This is a genomic window from Neptuniibacter halophilus (genome assembly GCF_030295765.1).
In the GTDB taxonomy this organism is placed as follows: domain Bacteria; phylum Pseudomonadota; class Gammaproteobacteria; order Pseudomonadales; family Balneatricaceae; genus Neptuniibacter; species Neptuniibacter halophilus.
Window position 1 is genome coordinate 1,135,048 of the sequence record NZ_AP027292.1, and the last position, 17,467, is coordinate 1,152,514.

The following is a 17,467-nucleotide window of genomic DNA, read 5'->3' on the forward strand; positions in this document are numbered from 1 at the left end:
CGCCGGAGACAGCACACTACTGAATTAACCGAGGTTTTCTTATGGCGAGCACGACTGGTACTCGTAAGGGCACTTTGCGGCTTGATTTTTCCTCCATCCAGTGGGGACCGACCTCCGCAGCCGCGGCCATTGGTATTTTTCTGTTGTTTGTTCTGGTACTGCCGGTGGCAAAGGTTATTTTTGTTGCCTTTCAGGACCCGTCCAGCGGTGCGTTCACCCTGAACAACTTTGTCGACTTTTTTAACGCCTCCCTGTTTCGGGAGTCATTTGTAAACTCTTTTTACGTCTCGGCCATGTCGGTGGTCTTCGCGACCATGATTGCGCTGCCGCTGGCGTACTTTACTACCCGATTTAACTTTGCCGGATCGACCCTGATCCAGACGCTGGGGATGATCCCCCTGATCATGCCGCCGTTTGTCGGTGCCGTGGCGATGCAACTGTTTTTCGGTGATAACGGTTCGATAAACCTGATGCTCGATGAGCATTTCGGCTTCACCATTCCCTTTATGCAAGGGCTGAACGGGGTGATTCTGGTGCAATCGGTACACTTCTTCCCGTTTATCCTGATCAACCTCTCTGCAAGCCTGCAGAATATCGACCGCTCGATGGAAGAAGCCGCGCTGAATCTGGGTTCCAGCGGCATGCGCCTGTTCCGTCGTATCGTGCTGCCTCTGGGGATGCCGGGCTACATCGCAGGTGCCTCACTGGTTTTCCTGAAAGTATTTGATGATCTGGGCACTCCGCTGCTGCTCAACGTTAACAACATGCTGGCGCCTCAGGCCTACCTGCGAATCAGCTCCGTGGGTATCTCTGATCCGGTAGGTTACGTAATCTCAGTGATTCTGGTGCTGTTCTCACTGTTCTCCATGTGGGTCTCTTTCCTCGCCATGAAAGGGAAAGATTACTCCACTGTACAGAAAGGCGGCGGCGGTCTGCTTAAGCGCGATCTGAACACGCTGGAGAAAACCGGCTGCTATCTGGTAATCGGCCTGATTCTGATTTTCGTACTGGCACCGCATCTGGCGCTGTTCCTGCTCTCTATCTCCACGGTCTGGTCGTTCAGCCCGCTGCCGGATGGATACACGCTGGAGCACTACTCCACCGTCTTTACCAACGCACATACCTTTATCACCAACACCCTGCTGTACGCCGGTCTGGCGGGCCTGATCGATGTGGTGCTGGGTACAGCCATCGCCTATATCGTCTGGCGTACCGGCATCTGGGGCCGCAAGGCACTGGACTTTATCGCCATGGGTGCACTGGCCATTCCGGGCGTGGTACTGGGCATCGGCTACCTGCGTATGTTCTATGACATCGAGATGCCGTTCAGTGATGTACCGCTCGCCACCTGGTGGGGAATCATGGTGATCGCGCTGGCGGTACGCCGTCTGCCATACGCCCTGCGTGCCTGCGTAGCCGCACTGCAACAGGTGGCGCTGTCACTTGAAGAAGCGGCGGAAAGCCTCGGTGCCAGCAAGTTCACCACCGTTCGCCGGATTGTCGTGCCGCTGATGATGGGCGGTATTCTGGCCGGTTTCGTGACCAGCTTTGCCACCGCGGCAGTGGAGCTTTCAGCCACCATCATGCTGGTTGCCAAAGAGGATGACGCACCACTGGCCTATGGCATCTATGTATTTATGCAATCCGCTGCCGGACGCGGTCCGGGCGCGGCTCTGGGTATTATCGCCGTACTGATTGTCGGTGCCGGTACCTACCTGTCCCATTTGATTATCGAGCGCACCAAACGCGCTCACGGTCTGAAAAAGTAATTCCGGGAGAACAATAATAATGACTATCCACAGCGAATCAGTTGGTATCAGTATCCAGAATGTTGGCCTCTGCTTTGGCGAAACCGAAGTATTAAAAGGGGTTAATCTGGAGATACAACCCGGCGAGTTCTTCGCATTCCTTGGCCCTTCCGGTTCCGGTAAGTCCACCCTGCTGCGTGCCATTGCGGGCTTCGGCCCGACCCCGAGCGGAAAGATTCTGATCGGCGATCAGGATGTCACCAGCCTGCCGCCCTGGAAGCGCAACGTCGGCATGGTGTTTCAGAGCTACGCCCTCTGGCCACACATGACGGTACGCCAGAACGTCGCCTTCGGTCTGGAGGAGCGTAAAGTGCCCAAGTCCGAAATCGGCAAGCGGGTCGAAGAAGCGCTCTCGCTGGTCGGCCTGCTGCATCTGGCAGAACGCCGCCCGTCCGAACTGTCCGGCGGCCAGCAGCAGCGTATCGCACTCGCCCGTACCGTGGTGGTGGAGCCGAAAGTCCTGTTGCTCGACGAGCCACTGTCGAATCTGGATGCCAATCTGCGGGTGCAGATGCGCCGCGATATCCTGCAACTGCAGCGTAAGCTGGGCCTGACCACCATTTTTGTCACCCACGATCAGGAGGAAGCTAACACCACGTCCGACCGGATGGCGGTGCTGAGTGACGGGGTGATTCAGCAGATCGGCTGCCCGATGGAACTGTACGATGCACCCAGCAACCGTTTTGTGGCGGGCTTCCTCGGCTCTGCCAATATCCTCGACGGCATGTTTGAACAGCACGGCGATCAACTGCAGTTCAGCAGCGACAAGGGGCTGAATATTCCTTTCGCCGGCGATCAAAGCGGCATGGGCAGTATTGTCTTCCGTCCCCAGTGCACCCGGGTCCTTCGCCTCAATGACAGTGCGCAGAATGCGCTGAAACTGGAAGGCCGTGTGGTTTATCGCGAGTTTCTGGGGGGGCAGATACGCTATGGCGTTGATGTGGCCGGTCATCTGCTGGCGGTGGATGAGATGCATGCCATAGGCAAAGAGCCGGTACCTGAAGGCTCCTTAGTCACGCTGGCCATCGACAGCCAGCAGGTCGTAGTCGTTAACCAGTAAACAGCGAGGTCAGGCCGGGCACAACGTCCGGCCGATTTATTATGCAAGCACGCAGAACCAAAATTGTGGCGACCCTCGGGCCTGCTACCGACGATCCCGCCGCGCTGGAACAGCTACTGCTGGCGGGGGTCAACGTGGTCCGTCTGAACTTTTCCCACGGCAGCGTTAAAGAGCACCGCCAGCGCGCTGAACAGGTGCGTACTCTGGCCGAGAAGCATCAACTGAATATCGCTATCCTCGGCGACCTGCAGGGACCGAAAATACGTATCGCCCGCTTTAAGGAGGGTAAAGTCCGGCTGGAAACCGGGCAGGATTTCACGCTGGACAGCCAGCGCGCTAAAGATAGTGGTGACTCTGAAGCAGTGGCTGTGGATTATCCCGACCTGATCCGCGACTGTGCCTGCAGCGACATTTTGCTGCTGGACGATGGCCGGATTCAGATGGAGGTCATCGACACCAGCGCCAGCGCGCTGCACTGTCGTGTGCTCAACGGCGGCGTTTTGTCCGACAACAAAGGGATCAACAAGCTCGGTGGCGGCCTCTCTGCCCCCGCGCTGACGGAAAAAGATAAGCAGGATATCGAAACCGCAGTGGCACTTGATCTGGACTACCTTGCGGTCTCCTTCCCCCGCAGTGAGGAAGATCTGTTAATTGCGCGAAAACTGATCGATCAGGCGGGCGGACGCTGTGAACTGGTCGCCAAGATCGAACGCGCGGAGGTCGTTCGGGACGATGCGGTACTGGATGCGATTATCCTCGCCTCCGATGCGATCATGGTGGCCCGTGGTGATCTCGGTGTCGAGATCGGTGATGCCGCCCTGATCGGCAGCCAGAAAAAGATCATCCGTCGTGCGGTGGAGCTGAACCGGGTGGTAATTACAGCCACCCAGATGATGGAATCGATGATCGATAATCCGATGCCCACCCGGGCAGAGGTGTTCGATGTTGCCAATGCGGTACTGGATGGCACCGACGCGGTGATGCTGTCAGCAGAAACGGCCGCCGGTAAGCACCCGGTAGCCACGGTGCAGGCAATGGCCTGTATCATCGCCGGCGCGGAGGAGGATATCTCCACCCGCACCTCGCATCACCGGCTGAATCTGGCGTTTACGGATATCGACGAAACCATCGCGATGGCCACCATGTACGCCGCTAACCACTCAACGGGGATCAAGGCCGTCATCTGTATGACCGAAACCGGCAAGACCACGCGGCTGCTGTCACGGATCAACTCCGGCCTGCCGATTCTCGCGCTGACCCGACACCCGCGTACTGCCCGCCGGGCCGCACTCTATCGCGGGGTCGAGACGGTGCAGTTCGATACCGAACATATTCCCAACGCTGAGATCAACCAGCGGGCGGTCGATGAGCTGAAACGTCAGGGTATCGTTACCAACGGTGACCGGGTACTGATTACCAAAGGTGACTATATCAATGCTCAGGGGGGAACCAACACGCTGAAAATTGTCACCGTAGGTCAACCGATTCATTAATCCACCGTTTAACCTGTTGCACACTCTGCACTTTGGCCGTGCGGTGTTAAAACCGCGCGGCACTTTTTTCTCCCGCCATAACCACCCGCCACGGGTTCCAGCCCGTTGAAATTAGTCCATAATGAAACCGTTCGCTCTCAACCTCAGGATGACAGACAACAGAACCTATGAACGTACTTATTGTTGACAGCTCCCAGTGGTTCCAGCAGTTGCTGCGCCGCTCTCTCTCCCGGATCCCTCATGTTTCACCACTGTTCTGCAACGATATGGCCACCGCCACCCGGGCGCTTGAACAGCATGAATTTGATCTGGTGTGTATTTCGAAACTGCTGCAGGATGGCGACGGCATCAGCTTTGCCCGCGCAACAAGAGAACATTCAGCGACACGTCACCTGCCGATCCTGCTACTGACCAGCGAAACTCAGGACGAAGTTTATGTTGCCGCACTGGCCGCCGGAGTCACTGAGGTATTCAGCAAAGATGCGGTACATCAGTTAATCAACTTTATCACCCGGTTTGCCCTGCAGGCAGAACCGATTGAGGGCAGAGTCCTTTACATTGAAGACACTCAGTCGCAACGCAAAGCGACCAAAGCGATGATGCAGGCCTACGGCCTTGAGGTGGATGATTACCCGAATGCCGAACAGGCTTTCGCCACCTATCACAGCAACGAATACGACATTATCGTCACCGATATTGTGCTCGATGGCAGTATGCGCGGGATGGAGTTTATCAACCATATTCGCCGTCTGGATGGCGCTAAAGGCGATATTCCGATCGTCGCCCTGACCGGTTTTGATGATATCTCGCGCCGTATCGAACTGTTCAACCTCGGTGTTAACGACTACGTCATCAAGCCGCTGATTGAAGAGGAGCTGATTGCCCGGCTGCGCAATCTGATCCGCAGCCAGAAAAACTTCGAGGAAGCGCAGCAACAGCGGCAACGGGCCGAAGCGGCCAACCGCAGTAAGTCGATTTTTCTGGCGAATATGAGCCATGAGATCCGCACGCCGATGAACGCCATTATCGGCATGACCCAACTGTGCCTGCAGGGTGACCTGAACCCGGAACAGAAATCCGAAATCACCCAGGCGCATAACGCGGCTAAAGATCTGCTTGGCATCATCAACGATATTCTCGATTTCTCTAAAGTCGAATCCGGCGCCCTGGCGCTGGAAGAGACCACTTTCCGCCTGCCGGAGAGTATTCGTACAGTCTTTAACCTGCTGCGGATCAAAGCCGAAGAGAAAGGGGTCAGGATACTCATAAAACTGGATCAGAAGGTACCTGTGGAACTGGCCGGCGACCCGCTGCGCCTGCGTCAGGTGCTGATCAATCTGGGCGCGAATGCGATCAAGTTCAGCGATAAACCCGACAGCGCCGTTACCCTTGAAGTCAGTTGCCTTGAGGAATCTCCGCAGCAGGCAGTGATACGGTTTACCATCAGAGATCAGGGGATCGGCATCTCCGCAGAACAACAAGCGGAACTGTTCACCCCCTACACCCAGGCCGACAACTCCACCTGCCGGAAATATGGGGGTACTGGCCTCGGGCTGACCATCAGTCAGCAACTGGTCAGGCTGATGGGCGGTGAGATCGAAATTCAGAGCAAAGTCGGCGAGGGCTCCTGCTTCAGTTTCAGCCTGCCGATGAAGAAAGCTCAGATCGCCCCGGAACCCGCCATGCGCGAACAGAGCGCTGGCCAGCTCTCCGGGCTTCGGGTACTTCTGGTAGAGGATAACCGGGTCAATCAGGAAGTCGCGCGACTGATGCTCAGCGCTCAGGGTATTCAGGTTGAGATCGCTGCCAACGGACAACTGGCACTGGATAAGCTGCATCAGCAGCCATTTGATCTGGTGCTGATGGATCTGCAGATGCCGGTGATGGATGGTTTAGAGGCCACCCGCCAGATACGCAGCCTGCCTGAGCACCGCGAACTGCCGGTAATCGCCATGACCGCCAACGCCTTTGCCGAAGACCGGCAGGCAGCCATGGATGCCGGGATGAATGACTACATTCTCAAACCGATCGATATTCATCAGATGCTCAGTACCCTGTCACAGTGGGCCAAACCCGACTGAAACAGCGACAGATCAGTCGTTACAGATCTGTTCCGGCGCGGCCCGCTCCCAGCGAACGAGCCAGTCCGGCAGTTCTGCGGCGGGCATCGGCCGGGCGATGCCATAACCCTGCGCCAGCTCACATCCGATACTCAATAGAATATCCGCATGCTGCATATCCTCCAGCCCCTCAGCAATCACCTGCTTCCTGAAAGCCCGGGCCAGACCTATAACCGCGTCCAGAATAAGGCGGTCATCTGTTTCATCCCGCATATTCCGGACAAAACTCCGATCGATCTTGAGCGTTTGCGCTGGCAGATGTTTAAGGTAAGCCAGCGTTGAATAACCGGTACCGAAGTCATCAATCGAAAACCCGATCCCCAACGCCTCACACTGACGGATCACCCGCTGAACCTGTTCCAGGTTATCCAGAGCACTGCTTTCAAGCACTTCAAACTCGATCTGTTGCGGCGCGACGTCAGGATAGCGCGCGAGTATCTGTTGCAGATGACTGACAAAATTATCCTGTTGCAGATGGATCGCCGCCGTATTAATGCTGACCGGCAGGTAAAGCCCCTGTTTCTGCCACACTTGCTGCTGGCGCAACGCTTCCTCAATAGTCCACTCACCGAGTCTGACCAGCAGCCTGTGATCCTGAATCATTGGCAGGAATTCAGCCGGTGGCAAAATACCTTCATCACCACGATTCCAGCGAATCAGCCCCTCAACACCAACCACCTCGCGGGTTCTCAGGTTAACCTTCGGCTGATAATAGAGTTCGAATTCAGCAGCTTCCAGACCCGACTCAATTCGCAGGATAAGTTCGTTGATGCCCCGTAAAGAGCGGTCCTGTTCCGGGTCAAAAAAGTGATAGCAGTTTTTACCCGCCAGCTTGGCGTTATACATCGCCTGATCCGCCTGACGAATCAACTGATCCGCATCCATATCCTCATGATCCGGATAGAGCGCAACGCCGATACTCGCCGAAACGGTGAGCTCAAGCGGCCCCACTTTGATTGGCTGAGTAGTCGAGTCCAGCAGGCGCTGCAAGACCGGAGAAACGCCGCCCTGATCTTCAATATCCGGCAGAATTATAATAAATTCATCGCCCCCCAGTCGGGCCAGAGTATCCTCATCCCGGAGTAACCCGGAGGTGCGTTCGGCGAGTATGATCAGCAGCTCATCCCCGACATCATGACCATAGGAGTCGTTCACCTCTTTAAAACCATCCAGATCCAGAAACAGCAGTGCCAGTGGCCGCTTATGACGCGAAGCCCGGGACATGCTCTGACGCAGCCGATCCCTGAACAACAGCCGGTTGGGCAATCCGGTCAGCGTGTCATAGTGGGCAATCTGCTCCAACTGACGTTCATGCTCTTTAATGGATGTGATATCGGAGAACAACGCGACAAAATGCGTCTCCCCGGCGGTTTCGCTGTTCACCGCACTGATGGTGATCAACTCGGGGTAAACGTCACCATTTTTGCGGCGGTTCCAGAGTTCACCACTCCAGTAACCTTTGCTCTGCAACGCACGCCACAGCGCTGCATAGAATTCGCTATCGTGGTGTCCTGACTTGAGAATATTCGGCGAACGGCCAACGGCTTCCTCCCGGGTATAACCGGTGATTCGGGTAAACGCGTCATTCACATCGACGATCAGACCCCGATCATTAGTGATCAGAATGCCTTCGTGAACCTGTTTGTAGACACTGGCAGAGAGCGCCAGTTGCTCCTCATAGTGCTTTTCCTCCGTGATATCCTGGTGGGTTCCATACATCTCCAGCGGCTCACCTTCATCACTCCAGGTGGCAACTTTGCCACGGTCCAGTACCCAGATCCAGTGCCCGTCGCGGTGACGCATCCGCGCTTCACACTCATAGAAATCGACCTCGCCGGCGAAGTACGCCTGTAACAGTTTTTCCGACTGTTTCAGATCATCTGGGTGAACCAGCCCGGTCCAGGTTTCTATAGAGATAGGCTCCAGTTCCTCCAGACGGTAACCCAGCATCTCTGCCCAGCGGTCGTTAAACACAGTCTCGCCGCTCTGAATATTCCAGTACCAGGTCCCGGCCCGGGTGCCCTTAATAACATTGTCGAGACGATCATGTTCCAGCTTCACCCGTTCCTGAGTCGACCGGATTACCCGCAACATATCGTTGACCATGTCGGAGAGCACCGCGACTTCACGGTAATCCGACGGCGGTATCGGGCTGGTCGGTATACCGTCTTCATCGCGTACCGACATGGTTTTCGCAATAGCCTGCAACGGCGCGATCAGAAACCGCTTCAGCAGCACCACCAGCAGCGTGGTCAGTATGACCAGCAATACCAGCGTGGTAAGAGTGGTTTGCCACAACAGTGACTCCTGCCGATGCTTCAGCAGACCATCATTGACATAAACGGTGATCCGCCCCATCAACTCACCGTTGCTGGCATAAATCTCCGCATAAGTGTCACTGAAGGCATTCGCAATCACGCCAAGGTCTGACGGGTTTTCCGGCTCATACTCGCGGACTTCACCCGCGTCACCACGCAGCCGCCCGGTTACGTAGGCGGTCTCGCCCAGCAGCTCGCCCATTCGGTAATCCTCAATGACCAGCGCCTCAAGGGCGTAGTGATTTTCGGTCTGAATCTCGGTTTGCAGCAGCTTCTCATATTCATTGACTTCGTAGGCTTCCATGTAGGGCGCTACGATACTGGACAGACGCTCGGCGCTCTCCATCGACTGACCACGAATCTCCTGCACCATCTGCTGATGCTGTTCCTGATAGGAAAAAAATGCGTAGCTGATGAATACCCCAGATACGACCATCAGCACGGTAATGGTCAGTTGGGAAACCAGAGATTTGTATTGTTTTGTGTGGGTTAAAGGCATCAGTGATTACTTTCACTCTGCCCGAGCACGTTGCGCCGGATCAGGCTCAGGAGACTATCGATATTGTCCGCGGAGACCGCCAGTACCTCCAGCTTCTGCCGTTGGGGCTGCGGATTCCCCTGCAGATGAAGATGCAGAGATTCCACCGCCTGTTCCCCCATCAGAAAAGGTTGTTGCATCCCGGCACCCACCAACTGGCGCTGCTGTATCATTTCGATAAACTCAGGCTCGGCATCAAAACAGATCAGCAGGATCTGTCCCTCTTTTCCCGCCTCACGGATAGCATCCAGTGCCCCCTGATAGCGATCAGAGCCTTGCAACCATAAGGCGCGCAGATCCGGATTATCGGCGATAAGCTGCCGGGCAAAGCCGCGGGTTTCAGCATAACTGAAATCCTCCTGCTGATAGAGCTCGGCGGTTTTTATCCCCCCCTCCTCCAGAGCCTGAAGGAATCCACTGGTTCGCAGCTTGCCATTCTTGCGTCGCTGCGGGATGGCGATAATCCCGACACGGCCATCACTCCAACCGCGCGCCTGAAGCTCCTCGACCAGAATCTTACCGAGCTGATAAGCCCCGCTCTGGTTATCTGACTCAATCATACTGACATAGTCACCGCCCTGAGTTCCGATATCCGCAATCACCACTGGAATCTGTGCTTTGTGTGCCAGTTTCAGTACCGTCACGGCAGCGGAAGAATTTGTGGGCGACAGCACGATCCCATCTACCTGTTCGCGGATGGCCTGTACGGTATTCTGCAGTTCCTGCTTCGCGATATTTTCTGCGCTGTAAACCTTCACCCCATAGCCCAGTTCAGCAGCTCGCCACTGAACCCCATTCCACATAATGTTCCAGTAGGGAATACGCAGATCAGAAACGATGTAAGCCAACTGCTTTTCCGCCGCAGGGAGGTGCAGAGAAAAGAGAGTAAAAAGAGTCAACAGCAGCACGCGCGTCCGGTACATCATCGGCAAACCTATCCGGTATCAACAAAAATAAGGCTTCAGAATCTTTATATTACTAACTGATCTCTATGAAAATTAAACCTTAATATGAGTAAAGTTTGATGTTTCATAGTCCTGTGTCACAAGAAAGGCAGACAGGCTGCCGGATCAACCGCTTCGTCTCTGAGCCCAGATCAAAACGGGCGATCACCTGCATTTATTGGTTGAACACAGCAGTTATATCTTTGTCCTGATGCAGATGATGACCTATCTGACAGGTTCAGCGCTTCTGAAACAATATTGATAGCTTTAATAAATTAAAAAACCTGACTCTGATTTATTTTATTGACCCATCACGGCGATCTGTGTACTATTTGTACAGCTAGACGCTTTATTCTCTATTTATGCCCCTCATTTCGAAGTCTTTCTTTTAATTCCTCGTCCTGTTTCATAAGTACAAAGTAAAAACGCCTACAGAGTGCGCCCGGAAAAACCGGACGCTTTATTGATATTTTCCAATCAGGATTAAAAGATATGTCTAATACAACTACCGGCACCGTTAAATGGTTTAACGACGAAAAAGGTTTTGGCTTTATTGAACAACAGTCTGGCCCGGATGTTTTCGCTCACTTCAGCGCAATTGCCGGTGATGGTTTCAAAAGCCTTCAGGAAGGCCAGCAGGTTGAATTCTCTGTTACTCAGGGTCAGAAAGGCCCTCAGGCTGAGAATATTCGTCCACTGTAAGCCTCTCCTCCGTTCGGTTAACGTCGCTTAACCGCTCGCCGACAGGGTATGCTCCCCGGCATACTCTGTTCATCAATTACCCACCTCCTCCTCTGATCTCCACCTTGATAGCCGCTAACATGCTATAACTGCACTTCGCCTGTCCGTTTGTTCGCAAAGGAGCCTTATGTGAACAATGGAGACTATTGGATGGCCCGGTAAAAAGGACTTTTTATGTTAATAAATCTGAATAACCACCTGTCTGTCTGTAAATACCCGTCAGACCAAACTGAACTGTGGAGCTGTTTTATACCCGCTCAAACACAGGCAGTGAACAAACGCACCATCTGGCAACCCGTCACCGGACGCTTGTCAGCCCGGTCGATGAAAGCTTATCTGGACACCCATTATCCCGGGCAACAGGCCAGCCACTCCTTCAGTGCCCTCGTTGCTAAGGGGCCTCAACGATCAGCTAACTGAGCGGAAAACAGCTCTTCGCTTGTCGGATTAAGCACCAACTCCCGGACTTTGTGGCTATACCATGCCACTGAAAAAACGGGGCAGCCCACAGGCCACCCCATCAACAGAGTGATGCGGATCAGATCTCCCGCTTCTTACTGAGGAAGTAGACCGCCGGAATCAGCAGCAGGGTCAGCACCACCGCGCTGATCATGCCCCCGACCATCGGTGCGGCGATCCGCTGCATGATTTCAGAACCGGTGCCGGTGCCATACATAATGGGTAACAGGCCGGCGATAATCGCCGCCACAGTCATCATCACCGGGCGCACCCGCATCCCGGCACCTTCGATGACCGCCTCCTTCAGATCCTCCAGTTGCATCTTGCCCTCACACTGACGCTGCTTTTCAGCATAAGCCTGATTCAGGTAGACCAGCATAATCACTCCGATCTCAACCGCCACCCCGGCCAGCGCGATAAAGCCAACCCCAACGGCGACAGAGAAGTTGAACTGATTCAGGTAGAGCATCCAGATACCACCAACAAGCGCCAGCGGCAGCGTCCCCATAATCATCGCCACCTCGGCAAATCGGCGGAAGTTCATGTACAGCAGTACAATGATGATCGCCAGCGTCAGGGGCACGACATAGGTCAGCTTCTCCTTAGCCCGCAGCAGGTACTCATACTGCCCGGACCAGGCGATGGAATACCCCGGCGGCAGGCTGATCTGTTCGGCGACAACCCGCTGGGCATCCGCTACGTATGAGCCCAGATCACGCCCGTCGATATCAACAAAGGTCCAGCCATTGGGCCGGGCATTTTCGCTCTTGATTCCCGGGGGCCCATCCTCGATACGGATATCTGCCACATCCGCCAGGGCGATCCGCATTCCCGCCGGGGTGACCAGCGGCAGCAGACGCAGCTTCTCTACCGAATCCCGGTAAGCCTGTGGATAACGCACGTTAATCGGGTAACGCTCCAGCCCCTCAACGGTTTCAGCCACATTCATACCACCGATGGCACTGGTCACCACCGCCTGCACATCGGCGATATTCAGACCGTAACGGGCTGCCTGTTCACGGCGGATATCCACCTTGATATAGCGCCCACCGGCCACTCGCTCAGAGTACACCGAAGCGGTGCCCTCTACGTCTGCCAGTACGGTTTCCAACTGCTGTCCGATCTGCTGAATCACGCTCAGATCAGGCCCTGCCACCTTGAGGCCAACCGGGGTTTTAATCCCGGTTGCCAGCATGTCGATGCGGGTTTTAATCGGCATGACCCAGGCGTTGGTCAGACCTGGAAATTTCACCAGTTTATCCAGCTCGCGGGTCAGTTTTTCGGTGGTCATCCCTTCACGCCACTGGTCGCGGGGTTTCAGGGTGATGAAGGTTTCGATCATGGTCAGCGGCGCCGGATCGGTCGCGGTTTCAGCACGGCCGATCTTACCAAATACCCGCTCCACTTCCGGCAGTGTGGCGATCAGCTTATCGGTCTGCTGTAACAGTTCACGCGCCTTACCGATAGAGATACCGGGATAGGTGGTGGGCATATACATCAGGTCGCCCTCATCCAGCGGTGGGATAAACTCACTGCCAATTTTGTTCACCGGCCAGAAACCCACAGCGGTAACCAGAAACGCCATGGCCAGCGTCAGTTTCGGCCGGTTGAGTACCACCCGGATCACCGGCAGATAGATAGCCTGTAACAGACGGTTGATCGGGTTTTTATGCTCCGGCAGCACCCGACCACGGATACAGTAGCCCATCAGTACCGGCACCAGCGTTATCGCCAGCGCCGCAGCCGCCGCCATGGCATAGGTTTTGGTGAAAGCCAGCGGTGAAAACATCCGCCCCTCCTGAGCCTCCAGAGCAAACACCGGCAGGAAACTCATGGTAATGATCAGCAGACTGAAGAACAGCGCAGGCCCCACTTCGGCTGATGCCTCGGCGATAACCTGCCAGCGGTTTTCTGGCGTCAGTTCGGTGCGTTCCATATGCTTATGGACGTTCTCGACCATCACGATCGCACCGTCCACCATCGCACCGATCGCAATAGCGATCCCGCCGAGAGACATAATATTGGCGTTGATCCCCTGATAGTACATGATGATAAACGCCACCAGCATACCCACCGGCAGGCTGATGATAACCACCAGCGAAGAGCGGAAGTGGAACAGGAACAGAGCGCAGACCACAATCACCACGATGAACTCTTCCACCAGCTTCTCGAACAGGTTATCCACCGCTCGCTCGATCAGACCGGAGCGGTCATACACCGTGACCACTTCGACGCCTTCCGGCAAACTCCGCTGCAACTCCTGAAGTTTGGCTTTGACCCCTTCGATGGTTTTCTGTGCGTTTTCGCCAAAACGCATCACCACCACACCCCCTACGGTTTCACCTTCACCATTCAGCTCAGCAACACCACGTCGCATCTGAGGCCCCAGCCCGACTTCAGCCAGATCCTGCAACAACACCGGCGTGCCCTGCCGGGTCGCCCCCAATGGGATATTGCGGATCGCTTCGAGGCCATCCAGATAACCGCTGGAGCGGACCATATATTCCGCTTCAGCCATCTCGATCACCGAAGCGCCACTTTCCTGATTAGCGCGACGGATCGCATTGCTGATATGAGACAGCGGCATGTCAAAGGCGCGCAGTTTCTCCGGATCCACTTTGACCTGATACTGCTTGACCATTCCCCCCACGGGCGCAACTTCAGAAACGCCGGACACGGTCTGCAGCTCATACTTCAGGAACCAGTCCTGCAGGCTGCGCAACTGAGCCAGATCGTGCTGCCCGGTGCGATCCACCAGCGCATACAGATAGACCCAGCCGACCCCGGTTGCATCCGGCCCCAACTGTGGTTTGGCATTTTCCGGCAGCCGCGAAGCCACCTGACTCAGGTATTCCAGCACCCGGCTACGCGCCCAGTAGAGGTCGGTATCTTCATCGAAAATCACGTAGACATAGGAGTCACCGAAAAACGAAAAACCACGTACCGTCTGCGCCCCCGGTACCGACAACATCGCGGTAGTCAGGGGATAGGTCACCTGATCCTCGACCACCTGCGGGGCCTGACCGGGATAACTGGTTTTGATGATGACCTGAACATCCGACAGATCCGGGATCGCATCAATCGGCGTGTTCTTTACCGCATAGGCGCCCCAGCCGAGCAGTATCAGGGTGGCCAGCAGGACAAAAAAACGGTTGTGGATTGACCAGTAGATGATCGCTTTAATCATCGGGAACCTCCCGGCAGACTGCCCGGCGCTTTCGGTTGTGGCAACAGATAATCCACCAGTTGCAGATTACTCATATTGCCGCCACGCAACAGCAGTTGCACCTCACCTGCCCCGGTCAGAGGTTCCAGATCCAGACTCGCCTCCACCGGCACATACATCTGCATCGCCCCCTGCTGCCACTGAGGAATAGGCTGATGAGAGACCAGCAGCCTGCGCGCTTCCCGGTCAAGTTCCTCTACGGAAGCGCTCACCCAGACCTCGTCCGGTACAGCAACACCGGGCTCGCTCATCCGCATAAAGTCAGAACTGATAGCCGACTCCGAATCGAGCAGAAATTGCGCTGAAACAACGACCTGATCGGTTGGCAGCAGCCCCTGAAAGACCGGTACCCGGTCATTGATCCGGGCCCCGCTCTCTACAGCGACGGACTTGTAACGCCCCTCACCCAGCGCCACAACCACTCGCTGCTGAGTCCCGGTTTTGATCAACGCGGAGGCAGGTACGCTCAGCACAGGCTCTCCGGCACGGGGCTGAATCCTGATCCGGGCGAACATATCCGGCTTCAGAATCAGATCCGGATTGGCAAAGCGCAGACGCACTTTCAGGGTACGGGTTTTCGCATCCAGTGCCGGATAGATGTAATCCACCTGCCCGCGCCAGACCTTGCCCGGCATAAACGGCAAACGCATCTCAGCCACATCACCCGCCTGCACCTGAACCGCCTGACGTTCAAACAGTTCAGCCGTGACCCATACCTGATCCAGTGGGCCGATCCGCATCAGTTTACTGGCAGGCTGGATATAACCGCCCTGGCGCAGATTCAACTGACTGACATAGCCGCTTTTCGGCGCATAGACCGGCACGTTCGTCAGAGCACTGCGCTGCTGTTTCAGTTGTGCAAAGCTCTTTTCACTGAAACCCAGCGCCTGCAGTTTGCTGACACTGGCCTGACGCAGAAAACCATTCCCGCTCTGCACTGCCGCCAGATACTCCTCCTGAGCATTGACCAGTTCCGGAGAATAGATCTCATACAGCAACTGTCCTTCACGCACCGGTTCCCCTTCAGTATTCACCGCCAGCGTTTCTACCCAACCGGAAACCCGCGAGTGGATATCCTCTAACTGCTCCTGATCAAAGCCGACATAACCCACCGTGTCATGGATCGGCTGCAACGGACTGAACAGAACCGGTTCAGTACGTACCCCCAGATTGTTCACCACTTCCGGGCTGATACTGACCGTACCCGGTGAATCACCGGCCAGATCTTCCGCGTACACCGGGATCAGTTCCATCCCCATGGGTGAAAGCCCCGGCTGATCACGTTTATAGTTAGGATCCATCGGTGCCACCCAGTACAGTGGCTGTGCTTCTGCCGATGCCCCCTCTGTGCTACCGCCCGACTGATAATTGGCCAGCAGATAGCCGATACCTGTGCCTGAAAGCAGTGCCAGGGTCAGCAAAAAGAACCGTTTCATTTATCTCTCCTTTCCTGCTGCAATCTTGAGTTGCGGGTCGAGCGCCGCAAGGTAGTAATTGACCTGCGCCACACTTCGGGCGATACGGTGATCCAGTTCGATCTTCTGTAGCTGAACCTCAAGTTCTGCCAGTGCTGCCATCGCCACTTCGTTAAAGCGCGCATCTCTGGCAGCGTAAGCCTTCAGGGCCGCGCGTCGTTTAGCGGCCTGCTGCTGCAGATAACCACGGTCGTAAATCGTGCGACGCTGCTTAAGCCCATCGAGTTCGGCACGCACCACCTGCAATTCAGAACGCAACTGACGGGCTTTCAGCAGGCGCAGCTCCTTACCCGCCTCCCGTTGCTGGATCGCCGCATTACGTCGCGCATCCTGACGTTTCTCCGGAAACAGCGGCAGATCCATGGTTAATGCCAGTGTGAACAGGTCACTGCGCTCCATGCCATCCGGCCGGTCAGCCCGGTAGCCATAGCCGGCATCCAGACGAAATCCGGGTTTATAGGCTTCTTCTGCCAGCTCAACGCCCTTTTCCCGCACCTCGATATCCTGCTGTAACAATGCCAGTTGCGGGTGCCGGCTCAACGCCTCGTCCAGCGCTTGCGGGTTATCCAGTGCCAGTAATGGCGTCAGGGCGGCCATCTGTTTCGGGATCGCCTCATTCAACGGCTGATCAAACCACTGCTGCAAACGACCACGCTGACGGGCGATCGCCTCTTCCAGCCGGACAATCCTCTCCTGCAGACGGGTCAGTTGCAGCTCGGCCTCAAGTACCTCGAAACGGCGAGCGTTCCCGGTACGAAAATTCGCCCGGCTGATATTGACCAGTTCATCAAAGATATGGCGCTTTTCCAGTAACCGGTCGCGCTGTGCCAGCGCCTGATGCAGTGCCAGCCAGTCCTGAGTCACATTGAGTTTGATCAACGCCCGGCGTTCAAGTCGCTGCGTGGGCTTCTTGTCCGCTTCCATACTGAGCTGCTGTGAACGGATATCGAGTGAATCCCCCCGCGGGAACTGTTGCGACAGCCCCAGTTGCAACTGAGTCATATTTTCCTGATCAAACTTCAGGGTATCGGTGGGCAGATTAGCCAGTGCCAGACGCATTCCCGGATCCGGTAACTGTCCGGCGGCTATTGCATCTGAGCGCAGGGCCTGTTCCTGCAATTGATTGCTGCGCTGCCAGTGGTCGTCCTGCAGCGCCTGGTCGATTGCCACAGGCAGGGTAAATTCGGCCCGGGCAGCGCTGCTGAGCAATACCGCCAGCAGCATAAAACGTGAAGCATTAAACATAATGATCTCCTGTAAACAGACATACCCCGCAACGGGGGAA

General features: G+C 55.6%; 10 protein-coding genes. 5 read left to right on the forward strand and 5 right to left on the reverse strand.

The annotated features are described in order from the left end of the window. The first annotated feature begins 41 nt into the window (after positions 1 to 41). From QUD59_RS05285 to QUD59_RS05300, 4 genes are all read left to right on the forward strand, one after another. Positions 42 to 1,769, forward strand: coding sequence for an ABC transporter permease (locus QUD59_RS05285; RefSeq protein ID WP_286240049.1), 1,728 nt, complete (start codon positions 42 to 44; stop codon positions 1,767 to 1,769). A gap of 19 nt (positions 1,770 to 1,788) precedes the next feature. Next, positions 1,789 to 2,868, forward strand: a complete 1,080-nt coding sequence (locus tag QUD59_RS05290; protein ID WP_286240050.1) for an ABC transporter ATP-binding protein — start codon at positions 1,789 to 1,791, stop codon at positions 2,866 to 2,868. Between the two features lie 41 nt (positions 2,869 to 2,909). Further along, entirely contained in the window at positions 2,910 to 4,361 is a 1,452-nt protein-coding gene (gene pyk, locus QUD59_RS05295; RefSeq protein WP_286240051.1) for a pyruvate kinase, read from the forward strand. A 167-nt stretch (positions 4,362 to 4,528) separates the two neighbouring features. Beyond that, the gene (locus QUD59_RS05300) at positions 4,529 to 6,442 is read left to right on the forward strand and encodes a response regulator (RefSeq protein WP_286240052.1); all 1,914 of its coding nucleotides are present in this window, start codon (positions 4,529 to 4,531) and stop codon (positions 6,440 to 6,442) included. 12 nt (positions 6,443 to 6,454) lie between these two features. Here QUD59_RS05300 and QUD59_RS05305 read toward each other — a convergent pair whose 3' ends face one another. Together QUD59_RS05305 and QUD59_RS05310 are read right to left on the reverse strand one after the other, a co-directional pair. Then, a complete protein-coding gene (locus tag QUD59_RS05305; protein ID WP_286240054.1) occupies positions 6,455 to 9,298 on the reverse strand; it encodes a bifunctional diguanylate cyclase/phosphodiesterase in 2,844 nt (947 codons plus the stop codon). After that, positions 9,298 to 10,185 (reverse strand): substrate-binding domain-containing protein, encoded by an 888-nt coding sequence (locus QUD59_RS05310; RefSeq protein ID WP_286240056.1) that lies wholly within the window; start codon positions 10,183 to 10,185, stop codon positions 9,298 to 9,300. The genes QUD59_RS05305 and QUD59_RS05310 overlap by 1 nt, the downstream gene beginning before the upstream one ends. 588 nt (positions 10,186 to 10,773) lie before the next feature. Here QUD59_RS05310 and QUD59_RS05315 point away from each other — a divergent pair. After that, a complete protein-coding gene (locus QUD59_RS05315; RefSeq protein WP_286240059.1) occupies positions 10,774 to 10,983 on the forward strand; it encodes a cold-shock protein in 210 nt (69 codons plus the stop codon). Positions 10,984 to 11,560: 577 nt separating this feature from the next. Here the strand turns inward: QUD59_RS05315 and QUD59_RS05320 are convergent. The 3 genes from QUD59_RS05320 to QUD59_RS05330 are packed head-to-tail and all read right to left on the reverse strand — an operon-like array spanning position 11,561 to position 17,427. Then, a complete protein-coding gene (locus tag QUD59_RS05320; protein WP_286240060.1) occupies positions 11,561 to 14,668 on the reverse strand; it encodes an efflux RND transporter permease subunit in 3,108 nt (1,035 codons plus the stop codon). After that, positions 14,665 to 16,143: an efflux RND transporter periplasmic adaptor subunit gene (locus QUD59_RS05325; protein WP_286240061.1), complete on the reverse strand. Its 1,479-nt coding sequence runs from the start codon at positions 16,141 to 16,143 to the stop codon at positions 14,665 to 14,667. The genes QUD59_RS05320 and QUD59_RS05325 overlap by 4 nt, the downstream gene beginning before the upstream one ends. Beyond that, positions 16,144 to 17,427: a TolC family protein gene (locus tag QUD59_RS05330; RefSeq protein WP_286240062.1), complete on the reverse strand. Its 1,284-nt coding sequence runs from the start codon at positions 17,425 to 17,427 to the stop codon at positions 16,144 to 16,146. Between the last annotated feature and the right edge of the window lie 40 nt (positions 17,428 to 17,467).

Bases quoted from the DNA above. Each gene is read 5' to 3' on its own strand.
- QUD59_RS05285 (WP_286240049.1), top strand. From the start codon at position 42: ATGGCGAGCACGACTGGTACTCGTAAGGGCACTTTGCGGCTTGATTTT.
- QUD59_RS05290 (WP_286240050.1), top strand. From the start codon at position 1,789: ATGACTATCCACAGCGAATCAGTTGGTATCAGTATCCAGAATGTTGGC.
- pyk (WP_286240051.1), top strand. From the start codon at position 2,910: ATGCAAGCACGCAGAACCAAAATTGTGGCGACCCTCGGGCCTGCTACC.
- QUD59_RS05300 (WP_286240052.1), top strand. From the start codon at position 4,529: ATGAACGTACTTATTGTTGACAGCTCCCAGTGGTTCCAGCAGTTGCTG.
- QUD59_RS05305 (WP_286240054.1), bottom strand. From the start codon at position 9,298: ATGCCTTTAACCCACACAAAACAATACAAATCTCTGGTTTCCCAACTG.
- QUD59_RS05315 (WP_286240059.1), top strand. From the start codon at position 10,774: ATGTCTAATACAACTACCGGCACCGTTAAATGGTTTAACGACGAAAAA.
- QUD59_RS05320 (WP_286240060.1), bottom strand. From the start codon at position 14,668: ATGATTAAAGCGATCATCTACTGGTCAATCCACAACCGTTTTTTTGTC.
- QUD59_RS05325 (WP_286240061.1), bottom strand. From the start codon at position 16,143: ATGAAACGGTTCTTTTTGCTGACCCTGGCACTGCTTTCAGGCACAGGT.
- QUD59_RS05330 (WP_286240062.1), bottom strand. From the start codon at position 17,427: ATGTTTAATGCTTCACGTTTTATGCTGCTGGCGGTATTGCTCAGCAGC.